We start from the raw sequence: 17,509 nt of genomic DNA, 5'->3' as shown, positions 1-17,509 counted from the left end.
CAAACCCAATTAACCGATATGAAGTCATTTTTAGTCCCCTTTTTTTGTGCGCTTGCCCTTGTTGCCTGCAACCGGGGAGTCTCCTCAGAAAAAGATGCGGCGTTGTCCGTTTCGGAACTTACGATCTCCATTGATCCGGACGGGGTTGCCTTGCAGGTGATCCGAAAGGGCGAATCGGATCCTATATTGACACAGGTGGCAAAGGACGATTTTCGGCCCTACCTGCATCCCCTCAGTTCCCCGGATGGTATAAGCGAACTGACCGAGTTCAGTCCGGGACACCATAAACACCAAACGGGTATTTACTGGGGTTTCACCAGGGTTAATGGGCGTGATTACTTCCACAATCCCCAAGCTGACTATTGGAGGAGGGTGGCACTTAATCCGATCGACCGGGAAGGCGAATCCGTATCCTGGCAGACCGTATATGACCTTCTGGACGAGGCAGGTACAGCGATATTGCGGGAGACACAAACCTGGACCCTACGTGAAGAAGGCGGCGAATTCCTACTTGACTTGGTGTGGAAAGGGGAAGCCATCGTGCCCGTTACCATTGGCAAATATGATTATGGCGGGTTGTTCGTACGAATGCCCTGGAGAGATGGCATAGATGGCGAGGTAGTCAATGCCGCACGGCAAAAAAACGAAAAAGCGGAGGGTCAGCCTGCTATGTGGGTAAAAGTGGGCATGCAGCTCGATGGTCGTACCGACTATGCGCAAATAGCCCTTTTTGACCATCCCGCCAACAAGGGCTATCCGCAACGATGGAGGGTGGATGGTCAATTGGGAGTGGGGCCTGCGTATACCCGCACCGAAGACTGGCACATTGCCGCCGGAGAAAGTCTACAGCTGCAACATCGACTCCTCGTTTTTACGGGGGATAAGAGTGACATGGAACTAGGCGAGGCTTGGTCGGCCTTTTCGGGTAAATCAGGCATGTACAGTACCACCGAGCTGTGGGGCATAGCCCAGGCCGAGGGTCGCTCTGCGAAATTCCTTACCCCTGAGGAAGCGGTCGCCGAAATGACCGTCAAGAAAGGCTACCGAGCCAACGTATTCGCGGCCGAGCCTATGATCACCCAGCCCATGGCCTTTTGCTGGGACGACCGCGGCAGGCTTTGGGTCGCCGAAAACAGAGATTATGAATCCAGGGGCCATGGTTTTTCGAATGCTGGTGACAGCCGTATCCTAATACTGGAAGACACTAATGGTGACGGTCAGGCGGACTCCCAAAAGGTTTTTATGGAGGGAATCGCATTTCCCGCCGCGATCGCCGTAGGGTTTGATGGCCTCTACTTAGGAGCCCCTCCCAACCTACTCTTTGTACCTGACAAAAATGGCGATGACCAAGCCGATCTGGATGACATCGAGATCCTGCTTACGGGCTGGGGCATCCGTGACCGGCACGAGACCCTCAACAGCCTGCATTGGGGGCCGGACGGATGGCTTTACGGTCTACAGGGATTTGCCACGCCATCAAAAATCCGGAAACCCAATGCGGATACGAAACTCTATTTCCACAAAGATCCCTTTCCTGAAGACCTATTGGAGGCAGAGGGCGTAGACATCAACGGAGGCGTCTGGCGCTACCACCCTACTAAAGATATTTTTGAGGTTGTGGCCCATGGCTTTAGCAATCCCTGGGGCATTGACTACGACCGAAAGGGTAACTTGTTTATAACCGCATGTGTAATTCCCCATCTATGGCACGTGATCCCAGGAGGCATCTACCATCGTCAGGGAGGACAGCATTTCAATCCGTACGTATACGAAGACATCAAGACCATAGCCGATCACCGGCACCGATCCGCGCATGGAGGGGCAAGGATTTATCAATCAGACGCTTTTCCCGCGGAAGAACAGGGACGCATCTTCATGGCCAATATCCATGAACACGCGGTCTTATCCGATATTCTGGTTCCAAGCGGCTCCGGGTTTATCGGAAAAGACGGGGATGACTTTCTGATGGCCAATAACGCCCAATGGGTGGGATTCAGCATGGAGATAGGCCCAGACGGTGGATTGTACGTGTTGGATTGGCACGATGCGGATATTTGTGGACAGGAAGTACTCCTAGGTGAAACAGGCAGGATATTTAGGGTAATGCCCGAACAGAACCAGGCGGAGAATTGGACGAACCGCTATGTCGACCTAAATACCCTTACCGATAAAGAACTGGTGGATTTGCAGCGAAGCAAAAGTGACTGGCATAGCCGAAGGGCCAGGGGGATACTACAAAAACGGGCGTATCAGGGTAAGCTTGAGACCGCGACCGTTAATCTATTGAAGCAAATGCTTGCAAAGTCCGACGACCCCGACCACCGTCTGAAAGCAATGTGGTCCCTTCATTTGACCGGTGGATTTAGGGCTGAGGAATTGGTCAACCTATTACGTGACAAGGATGAGCATATTCGGTCCTGGGCGATTCAACTGCTATGTGAGGATAAAACACCTCCAAAAGCAGCCCTGGAAATGTTTACACGTCTTGCCAAATCCGATCCGTCGCCGGTGGTACGTCTCTACCTCGCACAGAGTCTACAGCGCGTTCCCGTCGCGTCCCAATGGGAAATTGCCACGGAGTTGATCCGCCACCAAAAAGATGAAGCGGATCATAATTTACCCAAGATGATCTGGTTTGGCATTTCCCACCTTATCGAGGAGGATGCCGAGCGCTTTTTGGCGATGGCTGCCCAAGCCGAGCTTTCATCTGTTGCCCGGTTTATGGCCAGAAGGGCGGTAGATGCCGATATGACGGACAAGCTGGTGGCAATGCTCGAAAAAGACCCCAAGCACAGGGATTGGATTCTACAAGGCATGCTGGCTGGAATAGAAGGCAGAAGTGACTTGAAAATGCCTGAAAAGTGGCCTGAGTTATCCAGGAAACTCCAACGTAACCCTTCTAGCCGCGAACTTGCCAATTATATATCCGAACTGTTTGGCGATGCTGAAGCTACCCAGCGCGCACTGACAACCCTGACAAGCGCTAATGCTGCGGCAGTCAACCGCATTCAGGCACTCAAAGCCCTTACCGCACAGCAAAATCCAGTCCTTTCGACCAAATTGACCCAACTGTACACAGATGACGTTCTTCGGGAAGAAGTAATTCGCTCGATGGCGGCTTTTGACCAGGAGATATTTGGGAGACACCTTATCCGTGCATACGGTCAAATGAACGACTCGGAAAAAGCACTTGCCCTACAAACCTTATCCTCCAGACCCCGGTATGGAAACCTCCTGATGGAGGAAATAAAAACGGGAAGAATTCCCAAAAGAGAGATTCCAGCCAGCGTGGCCCGGCAAATGCTCCGCGTCGTTGGCAGTGGTTTTATTGAAATATGGGGTCCCATCGAAGAGGTCGCCTACGATGAAGCGGCGTACGCCAAGTACAGAGGCTACCTAAGTGCGGAGTCGCTCCAAAACGCCGATTTAAAAAAGGGCAAAAGGCTCTTCCAGCAAAGCTGTGGGGCATGCCATAAAATGTTTGGAGAGGGGGGAGAGTTGGGGCCCGATCTGACCGGATCAAATCGCACCGACGTAAACTATATTTTACTGAATGTGTTGGAGCCCTCCGCAGAGATTCAGGACGCCTACAAGATGGTAGTCATAACCACCAGGGATGGCAGAACCTACACCGGAAATATAATTGCGGAAACCCATCGACACCTAACCCTACGCGTGGTGGGCCAGGATCCGGTAATCCTAAATAAGTCAGCCATACAGTCGAGGGAAACCACAGATGTATCCATGATGCCTTCCGGGCTATTTGAGCATCTTTCCGAAGCCGAGGTGGTCAACCTGGTAGCTTACCTGCAAACCCAACGTGTAATTGACTAACCCTTCATTTGCTACGCTCTATATATGTCTAAATCGATGGATCTTATTGCCCCTCAATCAACCTTCGAAAGAACCAGCACTGTCCGATTGGTAAGGTAAACGCTCAAGCGTTGATTTTGGTCGGTATAGTAATGTGGTCTTTCATCGATCCGGTGGAAGCCGCCAAATTTCTTGTTGTCCGAATTCAAAACCAACTTGTATTTACCCATCACTGGTGCCCTAAACTGATAATCAAAGATCGACCGGCTGGTATTGAAATTAAAGAGAAACAAAAGCCCTGCCCGTTGGTAGATTATAACCTTGTTCTCGGGATCCAGGTGAATCTGCTCGGCAAACGGTGCCATTAGCACCCTGTGACGTTTTATCAGTTTTACCATTTCCTGATCCCATTTGAGCAAAAACTGGTACTTCAGGCTTGTATCTTCGGCCAGGCTCCACTGTCTACGGGCATACTGGTAACTCCAGCCATTACCTTCACGCGGAAAGTCAATCCATTCGGGGTGTCCGAATTCATTTCCCATAAAATTTAAGTACCCCTCCCCTCCCAAACTGATCGTAAACATACGGAATAGCTTATGGTAGGCTATGCCCCTGTCAACTACGAGGTGACTATCCTCCACACGCATGTGGAAATACATCTCTTTGTCCATCAGCCAAAAAGCGATGGACTTATCTCCTACCAATGCTTGGTCATGGGATTCAGCATACGCAATGGTCTTCTCTTTATACCTTCTGTCACTGAGGGCCTTCCAGAACTCAAACATATCCCACTCCTCATCCCGCTGTTCCTTAAGCACCTTGATGAAAAAATCGGGTATACCCATAGCCATTCGGAAATCAAATCCAATGCCCCCTTCAAGCGGCTGTCGGCAAAGGCCCGGCATACCACTCACCTCCTCAGCAATGGATATCGCATCGGGATTCAGCTCGTGGATCAATCGGTTGGCCAACTGCATGTAAACGATCGCATCCCAATCCACGTCTTTGACAAAGTAACTGTCATAATGCCCAAAGGTGATCAATCCGTGGTGAAAATACAGCATAGAGGTCACGCCATCAAACCGAAACCCATCAAAATGAAACTCCTCCATCCAATACCGGATATTGGAAAGTAAAAAGCGTTTCACTTCATATTTACCATAGTCAAACAATTTGGAATCCCAAACCTCGTGGTACCCACGTGGGCCTGCGTGAAAATACTGCTGATCCGATCCATCAAACTCATTTAGTCCCTCTGCGATATTCTGGACGGCATGGGAATGAACAATGTCCATGACCACGGCCAGTCCTAATTCATGTGCTTTGTTGACGAGGTATTTTAAATCCTCCGGTGTACCGAAGCGGGACGAAGGGGCGTAGAAACTGGAAACATGATAACCGAACGAGCCGTAATAGGGGTGTTCCATCACGGCCATCAATTGCACCACCGTATACCCGTTTGCTTTTATCTTTGGAAGAATAATATCTGCAAACTCCCGATAGGTGCCCACATCCTCCTTCTCCTGACCCATACCCACATGGCTTTCGTAAATCAAGGGCCCCGCAAAGGCCCTTTTTGGGGTGAAGGCGGCATCTGTCCAGGCAAATGCCGATTCAGGGAACCACAGCTGACCGGAGAAGTCCTTGGAAACCGGATTTTGGACTACCCTTCTGATATACGCCGGTATCCGATCGAGTGCTCCCTTTTCAGACACCACATGCACCTTTATGAGACTCCCATGGGTGAACGAAGCCTGGTATTCCTCCCGAGGAAGAAATATCTCCCAAGTGCCCCATTCCTTTCGGGTAAGCGGATGGCTTTCCCTGTTCCATCCATTGAAATCACCTATTAAGAAAAGGGCATGCGCTTTAGGGGCCCATTCTCGATAATACCAACCATCCTGTGTCTCGTCAAAATTAATCCCAAAAAACAAATGGCCCCTCGAAAAATCACTCAAGCTTCCCTCCGCGAGTTCAATTTCCAGCAAGGCACGTTGGAATCTCACGTAGCGTTGCAGAATTTCCTCCCTATAGGAAACCAACCAGGGGTCTTCCTTGATGATGGCTAAGTAGTTATCGTCTTTCACAAAAGTAGGTTTTAGGTGTTCAAATTAGCGGGAGGAGGTGCCTATTCAACCAAGCGAACCTCCTTCGACTTCTAAAATAGATAAACTTTCACAAAAACTAGCACTTCGTGGAAAACTCTGCCCATAGGGGAAGGTGGTCTGAAATCCGCCAGGACAGCTGAAATGGCGTCAGATCCTGACCTTTCAATACATGTGGACCAAAATTGAATACTCCTCCTCGCAAATATTTAATGGAAAGCTGCGGAATATTGCGCTGGTTTTGAAACCAAGCAATCTGCGTATAGTAGGTCGCCCTGTGGTCAAAGACTGTCCTTCTTACTTCCGTTAAGTCCTCTGGTACGCGCAGACCTGTCGAAACAAATGCCTGGTAGCGTGGATCCCCCCGTCGGTCAATATTGAAGTCTCCCAAGACAATCAAACTTTGGTCAAAGGAATTCATGCTCGAAGCCCATTGCTGCAGCCACTTGGCGATGCCCTCCAACTCTCCCACCCTGTCCGATGGCCTCTTGCCGTAGAGTACATGTAAGGTAACCAGCACGAACGTTTTATCTTCTACTTTAAACCCTACCGCATAGGGTGTCCTCGCAAATTGCCTGGCAAATGCTCCCTCGGATATAGTCTCGATTTTCTCGTTGGGAACCACCAGCTCACAGGCGAGCCCGGAAAGCTTCACTTTTCGGGAGTCGAACAAAAAACCCAGTCGCTCGTCATTCCCTTCCGACCCTCCGCTCACATCGGTCAAGATAAAACTCCAATGCGGCCCCAAAACCTTGAGCATGTGCCGAAAAGCCTTTAGGTTGCCTTTGATTTCCTGAACCGCAATGATGTCAAACCTGGAAATGATCCTGGCAATGCAAAGCAGTGAATGCAGGTCCCGCTTGGGAGAATCACTGTCACCTGCCTGCCATTTTTCAGTCAACCCACCAAAAGCACGTATATTCCAAGTAGCGATCAGTACATTATGATCCAACTTTTTAAAAGGTAGCACCTCATCCAATAGACCCTCCAATTCTTCAATCTCCGTAGCAACAGCCGTGGGAGGTGTGGTAGTGATTTTCGAAACATTCTTAGGCATGATCAGAAAAATAATGGGATTATCAATGAAATATAGCCAATTCCCCTTAAAAAATAAAAATCACGCAAACTAAAAACCGAATGAATGCCCTATATTGAAAGCTGATCAATCTACTTGATGATTTCTATCCCCAAAAATCGTATTTTATGCAGGCTCAACAATCCCCTTGGCTTCGCCAAATCGCCTTGGTTTTCTTATTGTTCCTAGCTGCTTCGGCGACCTCTCTTTCCCAAACCAGCGGAGAAAACAAGGCCGAGTTTCGGGTGGGCGTTTTTGATGTGGATGCCACTCCCCCCATCGGCAGTCTTTTGGCCTATGACACGATGGTTGGGGCGTGGGATCTTGGGCTTCGGGCCAAGGGAATTGTACTATTGGGCCAAGGAGATCCCATAGTACTTTGCGCCGTTGACTGGATCGGCATCGCAAACGAAAGCCACGACCTATTCCGTGAGCAACTGGCCTCCGCCGCAGGCACCAGTCCTGACCGTGTGTCCGTCCACAGTGTGCACCAGCACGATGCTCCTCGATCCGATTTTGGTGCAGAGAAATTGCTCCACGACGCAAATCTACCCCCTGGTAATTTCGATGGCGGTTTTCAACGGGCGCTGTTGACCCGCCTTTCAGGAGCAGTGGAAAAGGCCGCAAAAACAAGTAGGAAAGTGACCCATGTTGGATTCGGCAAAGCCGAGGTGCACCAAGTGGCCAGCAACCGACGGGTGCTTGGACCAGAGGGCAAAGTCGTACATGTAAGATATTCCGCCACCAAAGATCCAGCGGCGATTGCCGCTCCGGAAGGAACGATAGACCCCTACGTGACCTTGGTGAGTTTTTGGCAGGAAGAGGCACCCATTGCAGTACTTAGCTACTATGCTGTACATCCACAAAGCTACTACCGAACCGGCATTGCCAATCCGGATTTTCCCGGCCTTGCCAGGTTCTTACGCCAATCTTCCGTACCCGAGGCACTGCACATCCATTTTACCGGTGCTGCCGGAAACGTCACAGCCGGGAAGTATAACGATGGCACCCCGTCAAACCGCCTTGCACTTGCCCAAAGATTGGCCGATGGGATGCAACGGGCTTGGGAAAAAACAGAAAAAACCGCCTTGGAAGACAACAGCATAAACTGGGTCACCCGCCCCCTGCGGCTAGAGCCTAATCAGGCTATTTCCGCAAAGCTTGACAAGCCCCAGCAAACCCATGCCTGGCTAACCGAAAATGCCTCCAAGCTGGCCTGGTACAACCGATATAAAGCCGAAAAGTATACATTGCTTAGTTGCCTAAAAATAAACGATATCCGGATTTTGCATATGCCCGCAGAACTGTTTGTGGAGTACCAGCTTGCTGCACAGCAAATGCTCCCAAACCGGAAGGTAACCATGGCGGCCTACGCAGACTATGGTCTGGGTTACATAGGTACAGCCGCAAGTTACAGCCAGGGAGGTTATGAAGTTCAGGTTAGCCCCTTTGATGAACGTGCCGAGGGAACAATTCTCCGCGCTATCCGGGAAATGCTAGAACAAGCTGAGAATTGATGGCAACTACTTTTTCCAGTGTCGATCAGCAAAGTCCAAGTACTGCATCCAATCGTAGTAAAGCATCCCGTGCCCCCCTGTCCTTACATGGTAACCAAGTGTTCCCATTACAGGATGATCTACCGGAGGAAAAACAGCTGTAGGCATGCCCTCCTTTCCAAGTAGGTTATAGACTGGCGTAGCAGCCACTGCAGCCAAAAACTCTCCCTTTGGATCTGCCCAAAGATCCTCCGCTCCGCTAGCTATGTATACTGGATTCGGTGCGAGGATACTGATGAGTTGGTGCTGATCCACAGGCAGTTCGTGTTCCTTGTCATTGTATCTATGGAAGCGCTTATTAAACCAATGGGGAAAAGAGCTATTGATACGGGCTATGGTTTCGCCAAACCTCCTTCTGGATATTGCCGCCCCACCACAGCCCGAATTATTGGAAATGGCCATGGTAAACCGAGAATCCATCGCGGCGGCCCATAAGGCAGCCTTTCCCAGCCGGGAATGACCAACTACCGCCAGTCGATCTGCATCCACTGCTTCCAGTCCCTCCAGGAAATCAACCACGCGAGACAAGCCCCAAGCCCAAGCGGAAATGCTGCCCCATGAAAATTCATTGCGCACATGTTCGGGATACAGGGCATGTACCCCATTTTGAAACCCATCGTCGTAGTCAGGATCTATGTCGCCATAGTACAGGGTTGCTAGACCATATCCCCGTGCAACCATTTCCTCTACAGGCCAGTTGCGCATACGCCTGCCTCTGTTTGAATCAGACGCTCGGTTGTCTTCGTAACCCATATCGGCGTTGTTCCGTATCCAGTTTTCGGTGACCAGCACGGCGGGATCCAATGATAGGGTGTGGTTGCCATAAAAATTGAGCCCTACAAAAACAGGTGCCTTAGGTGTATCTTTAGGCAGAATGATCAATACTACGAGATCCACCTGATTCCCATTTCGGGAAAGGGTCAGCTTTACTTCCCGTTGAACAGCCTTGCCTCCAAGCGCATTTTCATCCGTGGATAGGGCAACTGCTTGCATACGACCATCCCAAACGGGGGCTATCCCAAACATTTCCTTCTCGAAAATCCGAAATAATTCCGCCTTTCGCCTTTTCCAATCATCAACGGATCCCACCTTACTGCCATCCTCAAACAGAAGTGGATCTGGCAGCGTATAGGATAAAACCTTGTCTTCCTCGTAATTTGGAATAAAATTCTGGGAAAAACCCGCAGCAAGCGGAGCAAAGAATGCAACCATATATAAAAGCGTCTTCATAGGTAGTTTACAATACAGCGCGTAAAACAATCGCCAAGATACAACGGAAAAAGGCTGATTTGACCAGAACGCCCCGAAAATGCAGGAAACCTTCCACAACTAACGGACAACCCCTATATTTGCAGGCAAAAAAGGCTAGAAGTATACCATGGCAGACTTTATTGATGAATTGAAATGGAGGGGCATGTTACAGGATATGACTCCCGGATTGGAAGAACACCTGAAAAAAGGTATGGCTTCAGCCTATCTGGGTTTTGATCCGACAGCCGATTCCCTGCACATCGGCCACATGGTGGGTGTAATGACCTTGGTGCATTTTCAGCGTGCAGGCCACAAGCCCTTCGCCCTGATCGGAGGTGCCACGGGTATGATCGGTGACCCCTCTTTCAAGTCAGCCGAGCGAAACCTCCTAAACAAGGAAACCCTGGATCATAACGTAGCCTGCATCCAAGGCCAGCTGGCAAAGTTCCTGAAATTTGACGAAGGTGGAGCAAACAAAGCCGAGCTGGTCAACAACTACGACTGGATGTCCGGTTTTTCCTTTTTGGATTTTATACGCGATGTGGGCAAGTACATCACGGTTAATTATATGATGGCCAAAGACAGCGTCAAACGTAGGCTGGAAGAAGGCAGCGGGCTTTCCTTTACGGAGTTTTCCTATCAGCTTATCCAGGGGTATGATTTTTACCACCTTTGGAAAAACCGAAACTGTAGCGTTCAGTTGGGTGGTTCGGATCAGTGGGGCAATATCGTGACGGGAACCGAGCTTATCCGCAAGATGGAAGGCGGGGAGGCCTACGCGCTCACGGTACCCCTTATCACCAAATCAGACGGTAGCAAATTTGGTAAAACCGAAGGGGGCAATGTATGGCTGGATCCGGAAAAAACGTCGCCGTATGCTTTTTACCAATTTTGGCTCAATGTTTCGGACGAAGATGCCGCCAGATACCTTCGGATCTTCACCACGTTAAATCGAGAGACCATCACAGAGCTGGAGGAAACCCACCAACAGGCCCCCCACTTAAGAGCCCTTCAAAAAGAACTTGCCCAACAGGTCACCCGCTTGGTACATGGGGACCAGGAGTTGGAAACCGCCATGAAAGCCTCCGAGATCCTTTTCGGCAAATCCTCCTTAGAGGATCTTTCCAACTTGGACGAACGGACTTTTCTGCAGGTATTTGAAGGAGTACCCATGCTTGAAATAGCCCAGACAGCTTTCCATGAACTGGATCAGGTTACCGACCTCCTTGCTTTCGAAAAATTTGTCTTTCCTTCAAAGGGAGAAGCCAGAAAAATGATCCAGGGGGGAGGACTTAGCATCAATAAGGAAAAACTCTCCGATCCCGCCATGGGGATATCCTTTTCACTGCTACAGGGGAAGTACCTGCTGATTCAGAAAGGGAAGAAAAACTACTTCATCGTTAAGGTAAATCCATCCTAACAACGAGCGAGCGAGTCATGGGCGTATACGAAAGACAACAGCGGGAAAAGAAAATTTTGGAAGCAGCCATCAAGTTGTTTTCTGAAAAAGGCATGCATTATACCCGTATCGATGAGGTGGCGGCCCAGGCGAAAATGAGCAAAGGCCTTACCTACTTCTATTTTAAAAGTAAGGAGGATCTCTACATGGCGGTGGTCAAAAAGGCCTTTGATGAATTTAAGGAAATGTTTCAGAAGACCTTAACAAAGGGGAAAGACCAGACCGGGTTTGAAAATATCGTTTCCCTGGTCGATAATTTCCTGGAGTTTTCGACCGAAAAGAGGTTTTTCTACGAATGCCTGCTGCACCTCATGGGGTTGGTCAACCTGTTTAATGACGACGAAAAAAGGAAGCAAATCCATCCCTCCATTGCCGAGAGCGAGTACTTTCACAAGTTACTCGCCATCCAACACGATATTCCGACGATCGGAATCAAGATTATCTCAAAGGGCATTCGCGACAACAGCATTCGACCGGAATTGCACCCAGAAACCACCTTTTACCTTATTTGGTCAATGCTGACGGGCTATGAACGGCTGATAGGCTCTATAGAATTTGACCCCAAAGACTTGAAGATCCATACGGAACTTTGGAAAAACAGCTTTATGAAGTTTTTGATCGAGCTGCTTAAAGGTCCCCAGTATACCCCAAAACTCGCCGCCGTGCAGGGTTCGCTCTTCTGATGCAACTCCCAAACGATTGATCCGATTGTTCATTTTGGCCAAAGGGGCACCATTCTTGCTCAATTATTGAATAAATTCTTTATTCATTTAATCAAGCAAGTTATGTCATTATACATCGGAGCATTAATCATTTTGGCCATTGTTGTCGCTTTGGTATTGATTTTCAAGAAACTATTTAAGCGCAAGTCAAGTGAAGTAAAACCACAGCAGGAAATTGCCGCCAAGGAGGTGATCAAAAAGGAAGTGTCAAAGTTTGATCCTGAAACAGGCGACAAGAAATAGGCGATCCCGGTTGGCACGGCCTTCCACGTGCTCTTTTTTCATTCTGGGAAAAAAAATCCTCGGTGGGTATCTTTTGGGACGCTTTCCTGTTGGAAAAAGAATATTTAACGGTATATTTAAAGACAAGATTGGGAGCTGTTATTTTTATGCATGGGCTTTCCTAACACGTCAACTATGGATCTTAATTCGCTGTTTTCACTTCAGGATAGGGTAGCCATCATCACAGGTGGCAGTAAAGGAATCGGATTTGCAATTGCTCATTTTTTTGCGGCAGCAGGTGCGAAGGTTGTTATCAACGGGAGGTACCAAGAAAACCTTGATGTTGCGGTGGCCTCCCTGCGTAGCCGTGGCTATGAGGTAACGGGCATCGCCCACCATATCGGATACCAAGAACAGCGGAAGCTTTTGATCGAAAAGACCCTAAAAAAATACAGTAAAATAGATATTTTGGTCAATAATGCGGCCGTAAGTCCGGTTTTCGCACCCATTCACGAATATGAAAGCGGAGTGTTGGATAAAATCATAGACGTAAATCTCAAAGCCCCCTACGAGCTATCCCAGCTTTGCTTTCACCACCTAAAGAAATCCACCAATTCATCTATTATAAATATCAGCTCTGTGGGCGCTATTTCACCTGAACGGGGTCTTGGACTGTACAGCATCAGCAAAGCTGCACTGCTGTCCATGACGAAGGTATTTGCAAAAGAATGGGGCGATTTCAATATCCGTGTTAACGCCATTTGCCCAGGGGTGATCCAAACCCAATTCAGCAAAAACATGTGGTCGGATGAAAAAATCCACCAGCATATTATGAACAACCTGCCATTGAAGCGTTTGGGAAATGAAGAGGATATTGCGGCGATGGCCCTTTTCCTTGCCTCAAACGCCTCCTCCTACACCACCGGTGCTGTGTTTACTTCCGATGGAGGGTATTCTATCTAGCATAGAAGATCAGTAAGCCGTTAGTTCTCTCCTTTTACGATCTTACCACTGTCGTCAAGCTCCACCAGCTCCACCTTCACCGCCTGTGCCAGCGGTATTACACTACCCCCAACGTTTTCAGCAATGTAATAGGTAATCTGAGCACCAAACAAAAAGATAACCACAGAGTAATACACCCAAACCAAGATCACGACAAGAGATCCGGCTGTACCATAGTAGCTGCCAACTTCAGCATTGCCCAAATAGACACCTATAAGGTATTTTCCCAACGCAAAGAGTGCCATGGTAACCATCGCTCCCAACCATACATCCCGCCATCGAACTTTGGCATCCGGCAGAATCTTATACATCAGTCCAAAAATCAGCACCATAAGGGCTTGGGCGAGTACAAAGTTTGCGATTCGGGCGAAAAACAGGATGTTACCTTCCACTAAATCGGAGAAATAGTTAAAAACCACGACAATGATCGCGTCCAGCACTAATGAAACCAAAAGTAAGAAGCCGATGGAGGCGACCATCGAGAAACTCAGCATCCTGTTTACGATGAATTTAACCAATCCCCTCTCCGGCTTTGGTTTTATATGCCATATGTGATTAATGCTGTTTTGTAAACTTACAAAAACCGTCGTAGCACTGAACACCAAGATCGCTATTCCCAATAATTGGCTCCAAAAAATCTGGTTATCAATGGTCACATTCTGCATGATCTGATCCAATGTCTGTACGCTCTCTTCCCCAATCAAATTACCCATTTGCACCAGTAGCTCTTCCCTAACTTCCGTCTTACTGTAAAAGGTAGAAGCAATGTGTAAGACGATTATAAGGAGCGCGGGGAGACTAAAAATGGTGTAGAACGCCGTAGAGGCAGCAAAGGTCATGGAATCATTGCTACCAAAGTCCTTGATGCTGTCTTTTAGGATTTGAAAAAACGTAAGCTTTCTCAACTGCCTTAGTTTTCGTTTGATCATGGTATGTCTTTTTTCTTTGGTTTTCCTAAAAACAACCACGGGACGACGCCGATCAACGAATTCCCTTTTCCGGGTACTTGCCTGTGATGGTTCGGCCAAAAACCATCATCTCTTCAATCTGTTCGTCCATTCGCCCATCTGGCACAATCATGGGCCCGATTCCAGCTGTTTTTGTCTTGTAGTCCAAAAACCCTACCAAAATAGGCACTTCCGCCCCTAACGCAATATGATAAAAGCCGGATTTCCATTTCGGCGCATAGCTTCTAGTGCCTTCCGGGGTTACCATTATGACCAACTCTTCCTGTTCTTTAAGCATCTGGATCATGGCTTCGGTGTAGGTTTGCTTGCGTTTTCCAGAAACCTTTTTCCTATCTATCGCGATGCCACCGAGAGATTTGATCAACCACCCCAGCGGCCCTACCATAATTTCTTTCTTTATGGTAAATCGAACAGGAACCTCCATTAGGTAAAAGGCTGCCCGTGCGTAGAGAAGATCCCAGTTGCTTGTATGCGGGATGGCAATCAAAACAGCCTTGCGTACACCCTTCGGCATACCTCCGGATATCTTCCATCCAGTTATCCAAAAAACCAACCTGGCCAACAACTTCATCATCCTGTATAGTTCGTCTGTTTCTGAAATGTGCTTAATTCCGGATGCGAATCCAAGTAATGAATCATATATTCATAACCGCGCTCGAAAATCTCGTTTGCTTTTTTTATCTCCAGGACGCCATACGTTGCCAATCCTTTGGGTTCCACAAAGTAATCGCACCGGTGCACCCTACTATAAACGTTGTAATTCATGGACATGATAACCGTGCGTTCTATCAAACTCTTCAAGTGGCGTATGTTTTGCTGGTCTGGAAGATGGTTACAATTCACTCCCATCAGACTATCACAGTTTTCGAAAAGCGGTTCCACCGGTAAATTGTTCAGTACGCCACCATCTAGGTAGTGGTGACCATTGATCAAAATGGGGTCAAACATACCCGGAATACAGGAGGATGCCATCAGCGGACGGATAATCTCGCCCTCTGAAAAAAACACCGTTTTGGCCAAGTGCACATCAGTAGCCGCAATGGTCACTGGTAGGTTGAGCGCACTGAAATCATCCTCGCCAAGGTATTCCTCATACAACGTCTGAACCAAATCCATTTTCAACAGCCCGCGCCAACTGATGGCAGGTCTCAAAAACCTGAAATAGTTTGTCTTTATGATAATCGAAAGGATCTCGTCGGGTGCATATCCTTTTGCGTACATAATGGCCACAATGGCTCCTGCACTGCTTCCAGAGAGGCTATCAGGAAAAATTCCCCGTTCGTTCATTGCCTTCAGCACCCCCAGATGAGCAATACCTCTTACCCCCCCGCCGGAAAGTGCCAGACCTAGACGTTTATTCGTATCCAACGACTTCTACCTTTTTCGATCGCCTACCACAAAAGAAAAACCTTCAATCCAACTTGAAGGTTCTCCGGGCACAGCACCATTTAGTTGATTTATTCATTTACCACGCCCATTGCGCAGAACTTCTCGATACGTTTTTCAATGCGCTTTTCCGGCTTAAGTTTGTCAAGTTCGGCCAATGCCACCTTGATCGATTCCTTAATCCTGGAAGCCATCAGCTTCATATCTTTGTGGGCACCTCCTAGAGGTTCCTCAATAATGCCATCTATCAGCTTGTTGTTGAACATATCTGCTGCAGTGAGTTTTAGTGCTTCAGCAGCCTGTTCCTTATAATCCCAGCTACGCCAGAGAATGGATGAACAAGATTCAGGGGATATAACCGAATACCAGGTGTTTTCTAGCATGAAGACCCTGTCTCCTATGGCAATTCCCAATGCACCACCGGATGCCCCTTCTCCGATTATCACACAGATGACGGGTACCTTAAGCTTAAACATTTCGCGTAGGTTTCGGGCGATAGCCTCCCCTTGCCCTCTTTCTTCCGCCTCGAGGCCCGGAAATGCGCCGGGGGTATCGATCAGTGTAACGATGGGTTTATTAAATTTCTCGGCCATCTTCATTAAACGCAGTGCCTTTCGGTATCCCTCGGGGTTGGCCATACCAAAATTCCTTTCCTGGCGCTGCTTGGTATTTCTTCCTTTCTGCTGACCGACAAACATGACTGTACGTCCATCGATATCGCCCAAACCACCGATCATTGCCTTGTCATCGGCGACATTACGGTCTCCGTGAAGTTCGATGAAATCGTTGGTAATCTCATAGATATAATCCAGCGCATAGGGCCTATCCGCATGGCGGGAAAGCTGCACCCGCTGCCAGCGAGTCAGGGTTTGAAAAGTCTCCTTCTTCAACGATTGAATTTTTTCTTCCAACGAATGGATGTCCGCGGATAGGTCGATGTTCTTTCCTTTTGCCAGTTCTTTCATCTCCCGAAGTTTGTTCTCCAGATCAGCAATCGGCTTTTCAAATTCCAATACCATATAGTTAGTTTTTGAACCCAACAAAGATAAAAATTATTTTTGATTCTGGGATTTAGATTGTCCTCCGCTTCAGCAATGGAGTGATATTTAAGTCCATAATTTCCCGGCTTTATCAGATCTACCGGTTCCACAAAAATAAAATCTCCTGAATTTGAGATGAATAAATGATAGTCGCTATTTTTTTATTGGCAGATTTTGCAGTTCAAAATAATCCCCCTACATTTGCATCACGTTAAACGATAAACGAATCGAAAACGGAACGTTTTGAAGTGGTAGTTCATCCCGATGAATCGGGACTATCCCGACCCGTCGGGAAGGTCGCATGTTCGGATCAGTGATAGATAATTGGAGTGGTAGTTCAGCTGGTTAGAATGCCTGTCCCGACCCGTCGGGAATGTCGCATGTTCGAGTCAGTGAAAGATAATTGGAGTGGTAGTTCATCCCGATGAATCGGGACTATCCCGACCCGTCGGGAAGGTCGCATGTTCGAGTCAGTTAAAGATAATTGGAGTGGTAGTTCAGCTGGTTAGAATGACTGCCCGACCCGCGGGAGGTCGCGGGTTCGAGTCCCGTCCATTCCGCTCTTAGGGCCTTGGTTTTCCAGGGCTCTTTTTGTTTATCGGTATTTTTATGGCACATTTTGTCTACATACTGCAGTCTGAAAAAGACGGTACTTTTTACATCGGAGAATCCAAAGATCCACTCGGTAGGCTTGAAAAACACAACAGGCAGCACAAAGGCTATACAGCAAGAAAACAGCCTTGGAAAATCGTACACACCGAAGAATTTGGCTCCCGCTTCGAAGCAAAAAAGAGAGAAGAATACCTGAAAAAACAGAAAAGTAGGGAATTCATTCAACAACTTATCTCCTCAAAAACAGCTGGTTAGAATGACTGTCCCGACCCGTCGGGAAGGTCGCGGGTTCGAGTCC

14 protein-coding genes are annotated in these 17,509 nt (G+C 48.2%); 7 read left to right on the top strand and 7 right to left on the bottom strand.

Annotation, left to right across the window (positions count from 1 at the left end; translation table 11 throughout):
- Positions 1 to 18 precede the first annotated feature (18 nt).
- A complete protein-coding gene (locus ADIS_RS10855; protein WP_010854539.1) occupies positions 19 to 3,834 on the top strand; it encodes a PVC-type heme-binding CxxCH protein in 3,816 nt (1,271 codons plus the stop codon).
- 53 nt (positions 3,835 to 3,887) lie between these two features.
- On the opposite strand, the gene ADIS_RS10850 is transcribed toward ADIS_RS10855, so the two are convergent.
- Together ADIS_RS10850 and ADIS_RS10845 are read right to left on the bottom strand one after the other, a co-directional pair.
- Entirely contained in the window at positions 3,888 to 5,900 is a 2,013-nt protein-coding gene (locus tag ADIS_RS10850) for an alpha amylase C-terminal domain-containing protein (RefSeq protein WP_010854538.1), read from the bottom strand.
- A 97-nt stretch (positions 5,901 to 5,997) separates the two neighbouring features.
- Positions 5,998 to 6,975, bottom strand: a complete 978-nt coding sequence (locus ADIS_RS10845) for an endonuclease/exonuclease/phosphatase family protein (protein WP_010854537.1) — start codon at positions 6,973 to 6,975, stop codon at positions 5,998 to 6,000.
- Between the two features lie 146 nt (positions 6,976 to 7,121).
- On the opposite strand from ADIS_RS10845, the gene ADIS_RS10840 reads away from it, so the two are divergent.
- Positions 7,122 to 8,510, top strand: coding sequence for a protein-signal peptide (locus tag ADIS_RS10840; protein ID WP_010854536.1), 1,389 nt, complete (start codon positions 7,122 to 7,124; stop codon positions 8,508 to 8,510).
- A gap of 6 nt (positions 8,511 to 8,516) precedes the next feature.
- On the opposite strand, the gene ADIS_RS10835 is transcribed toward ADIS_RS10840, so the two are convergent.
- Positions 8,517 to 9,779, bottom strand: a complete 1,263-nt coding sequence (locus tag ADIS_RS10835; RefSeq protein WP_202900575.1) for a glucuronyl esterase domain-containing protein — start codon at positions 9,777 to 9,779, stop codon at positions 8,517 to 8,519.
- A gap of 148 nt (positions 9,780 to 9,927) precedes the next feature.
- On the opposite strand from ADIS_RS10835, the gene tyrS reads away from it, so the two are divergent.
- The 4 genes from tyrS to ADIS_RS10815 all read left to right on the top strand — a co-directional run bounded on the left by tyrS (position 9,928) and on the right by ADIS_RS10815 (position 13,166).
- Entirely contained in the window at positions 9,928 to 11,220 is a 1,293-nt protein-coding gene (gene tyrS, locus ADIS_RS10830; protein WP_010854534.1) for a tyrosine--tRNA ligase, read from the top strand.
- Positions 11,221 to 11,237: 17 nt separating this feature from the next.
- Positions 11,238 to 11,942 (top strand): TetR/AcrR family transcriptional regulator, encoded by a 705-nt coding sequence (locus tag ADIS_RS10825; RefSeq protein WP_010854533.1) that lies wholly within the window; start codon positions 11,238 to 11,240, stop codon positions 11,940 to 11,942.
- Between the two features lie 102 nt (positions 11,943 to 12,044).
- Positions 12,045 to 12,224, top strand: coding sequence for a hypothetical protein (locus ADIS_RS10820; protein ID WP_010854532.1), 180 nt, complete (start codon positions 12,045 to 12,047; stop codon positions 12,222 to 12,224).
- A gap of 174 nt (positions 12,225 to 12,398) precedes the next feature.
- Positions 12,399 to 13,166, top strand: a complete 768-nt coding sequence (locus ADIS_RS10815; protein WP_010854531.1) for an SDR family NAD(P)-dependent oxidoreductase — start codon at positions 12,399 to 12,401, stop codon at positions 13,164 to 13,166.
- Between the two features lie 20 nt (positions 13,167 to 13,186).
- On the opposite strand, the gene ADIS_RS10810 is transcribed toward ADIS_RS10815, so the two are convergent.
- The 4 genes from ADIS_RS10810 to ADIS_RS10795 form a co-directional block, all read right to left on the bottom strand.
- On the bottom strand, positions 13,187 to 14,134 hold the full coding sequence (locus tag ADIS_RS10810) for a YihY/virulence factor BrkB family protein (RefSeq protein WP_010854530.1): 948 nt from the start codon (positions 14,132 to 14,134) through the stop codon (positions 13,187 to 13,189).
- Positions 14,135 to 14,186: 52 nt separating this feature from the next.
- Positions 14,187 to 14,747 (bottom strand): 1-acyl-sn-glycerol-3-phosphate acyltransferase, encoded by a 561-nt coding sequence (locus ADIS_RS10805; RefSeq protein ID WP_010854529.1) that lies wholly within the window; start codon positions 14,745 to 14,747, stop codon positions 14,187 to 14,189.
- Positions 14,744 to 15,541: a patatin-like phospholipase family protein gene (locus ADIS_RS10800; RefSeq protein WP_010854528.1), complete on the bottom strand. Its 798-nt coding sequence runs from the start codon at positions 15,539 to 15,541 to the stop codon at positions 14,744 to 14,746. Before ADIS_RS10800 ends, ADIS_RS10805 begins: the two co-directional genes overlap by 4 nt.
- 89 nt (positions 15,542 to 15,630) lie before the next feature.
- Positions 15,631 to 16,578: an acetyl-CoA carboxylase carboxyltransferase subunit alpha gene (locus ADIS_RS10795; RefSeq protein ID WP_010854527.1), complete on the bottom strand. Its 948-nt coding sequence runs from the start codon at positions 16,576 to 16,578 to the stop codon at positions 15,631 to 15,633.
- Between the two features lie 630 nt (positions 16,579 to 17,208).
- Between ADIS_RS10795 and ADIS_RS10785 the strand changes: the two genes are divergently transcribed.
- Positions 17,209 to 17,466 carry a GIY-YIG nuclease family protein gene (locus ADIS_RS10785; RefSeq protein WP_035805607.1) on the top strand — a complete coding sequence of 86 codons (258 nt, stop codon included), beginning with the start codon at positions 17,209 to 17,211 and terminating at the stop codon, positions 17,464 to 17,466.
- Positions 17,467 to 17,509: the final 43 nt, after the last annotated feature.

Source organism: Lunatimonas lonarensis, assembly GCF_000390185.1.
Classification (GTDB): Bacteria; Bacteroidota; Bacteroidia; order Cytophagales; family Cyclobacteriaceae; genus Lunatimonas; species Lunatimonas lonarensis.
This window is presented reverse-complemented; position numbering and strand designations above follow the sequence as displayed.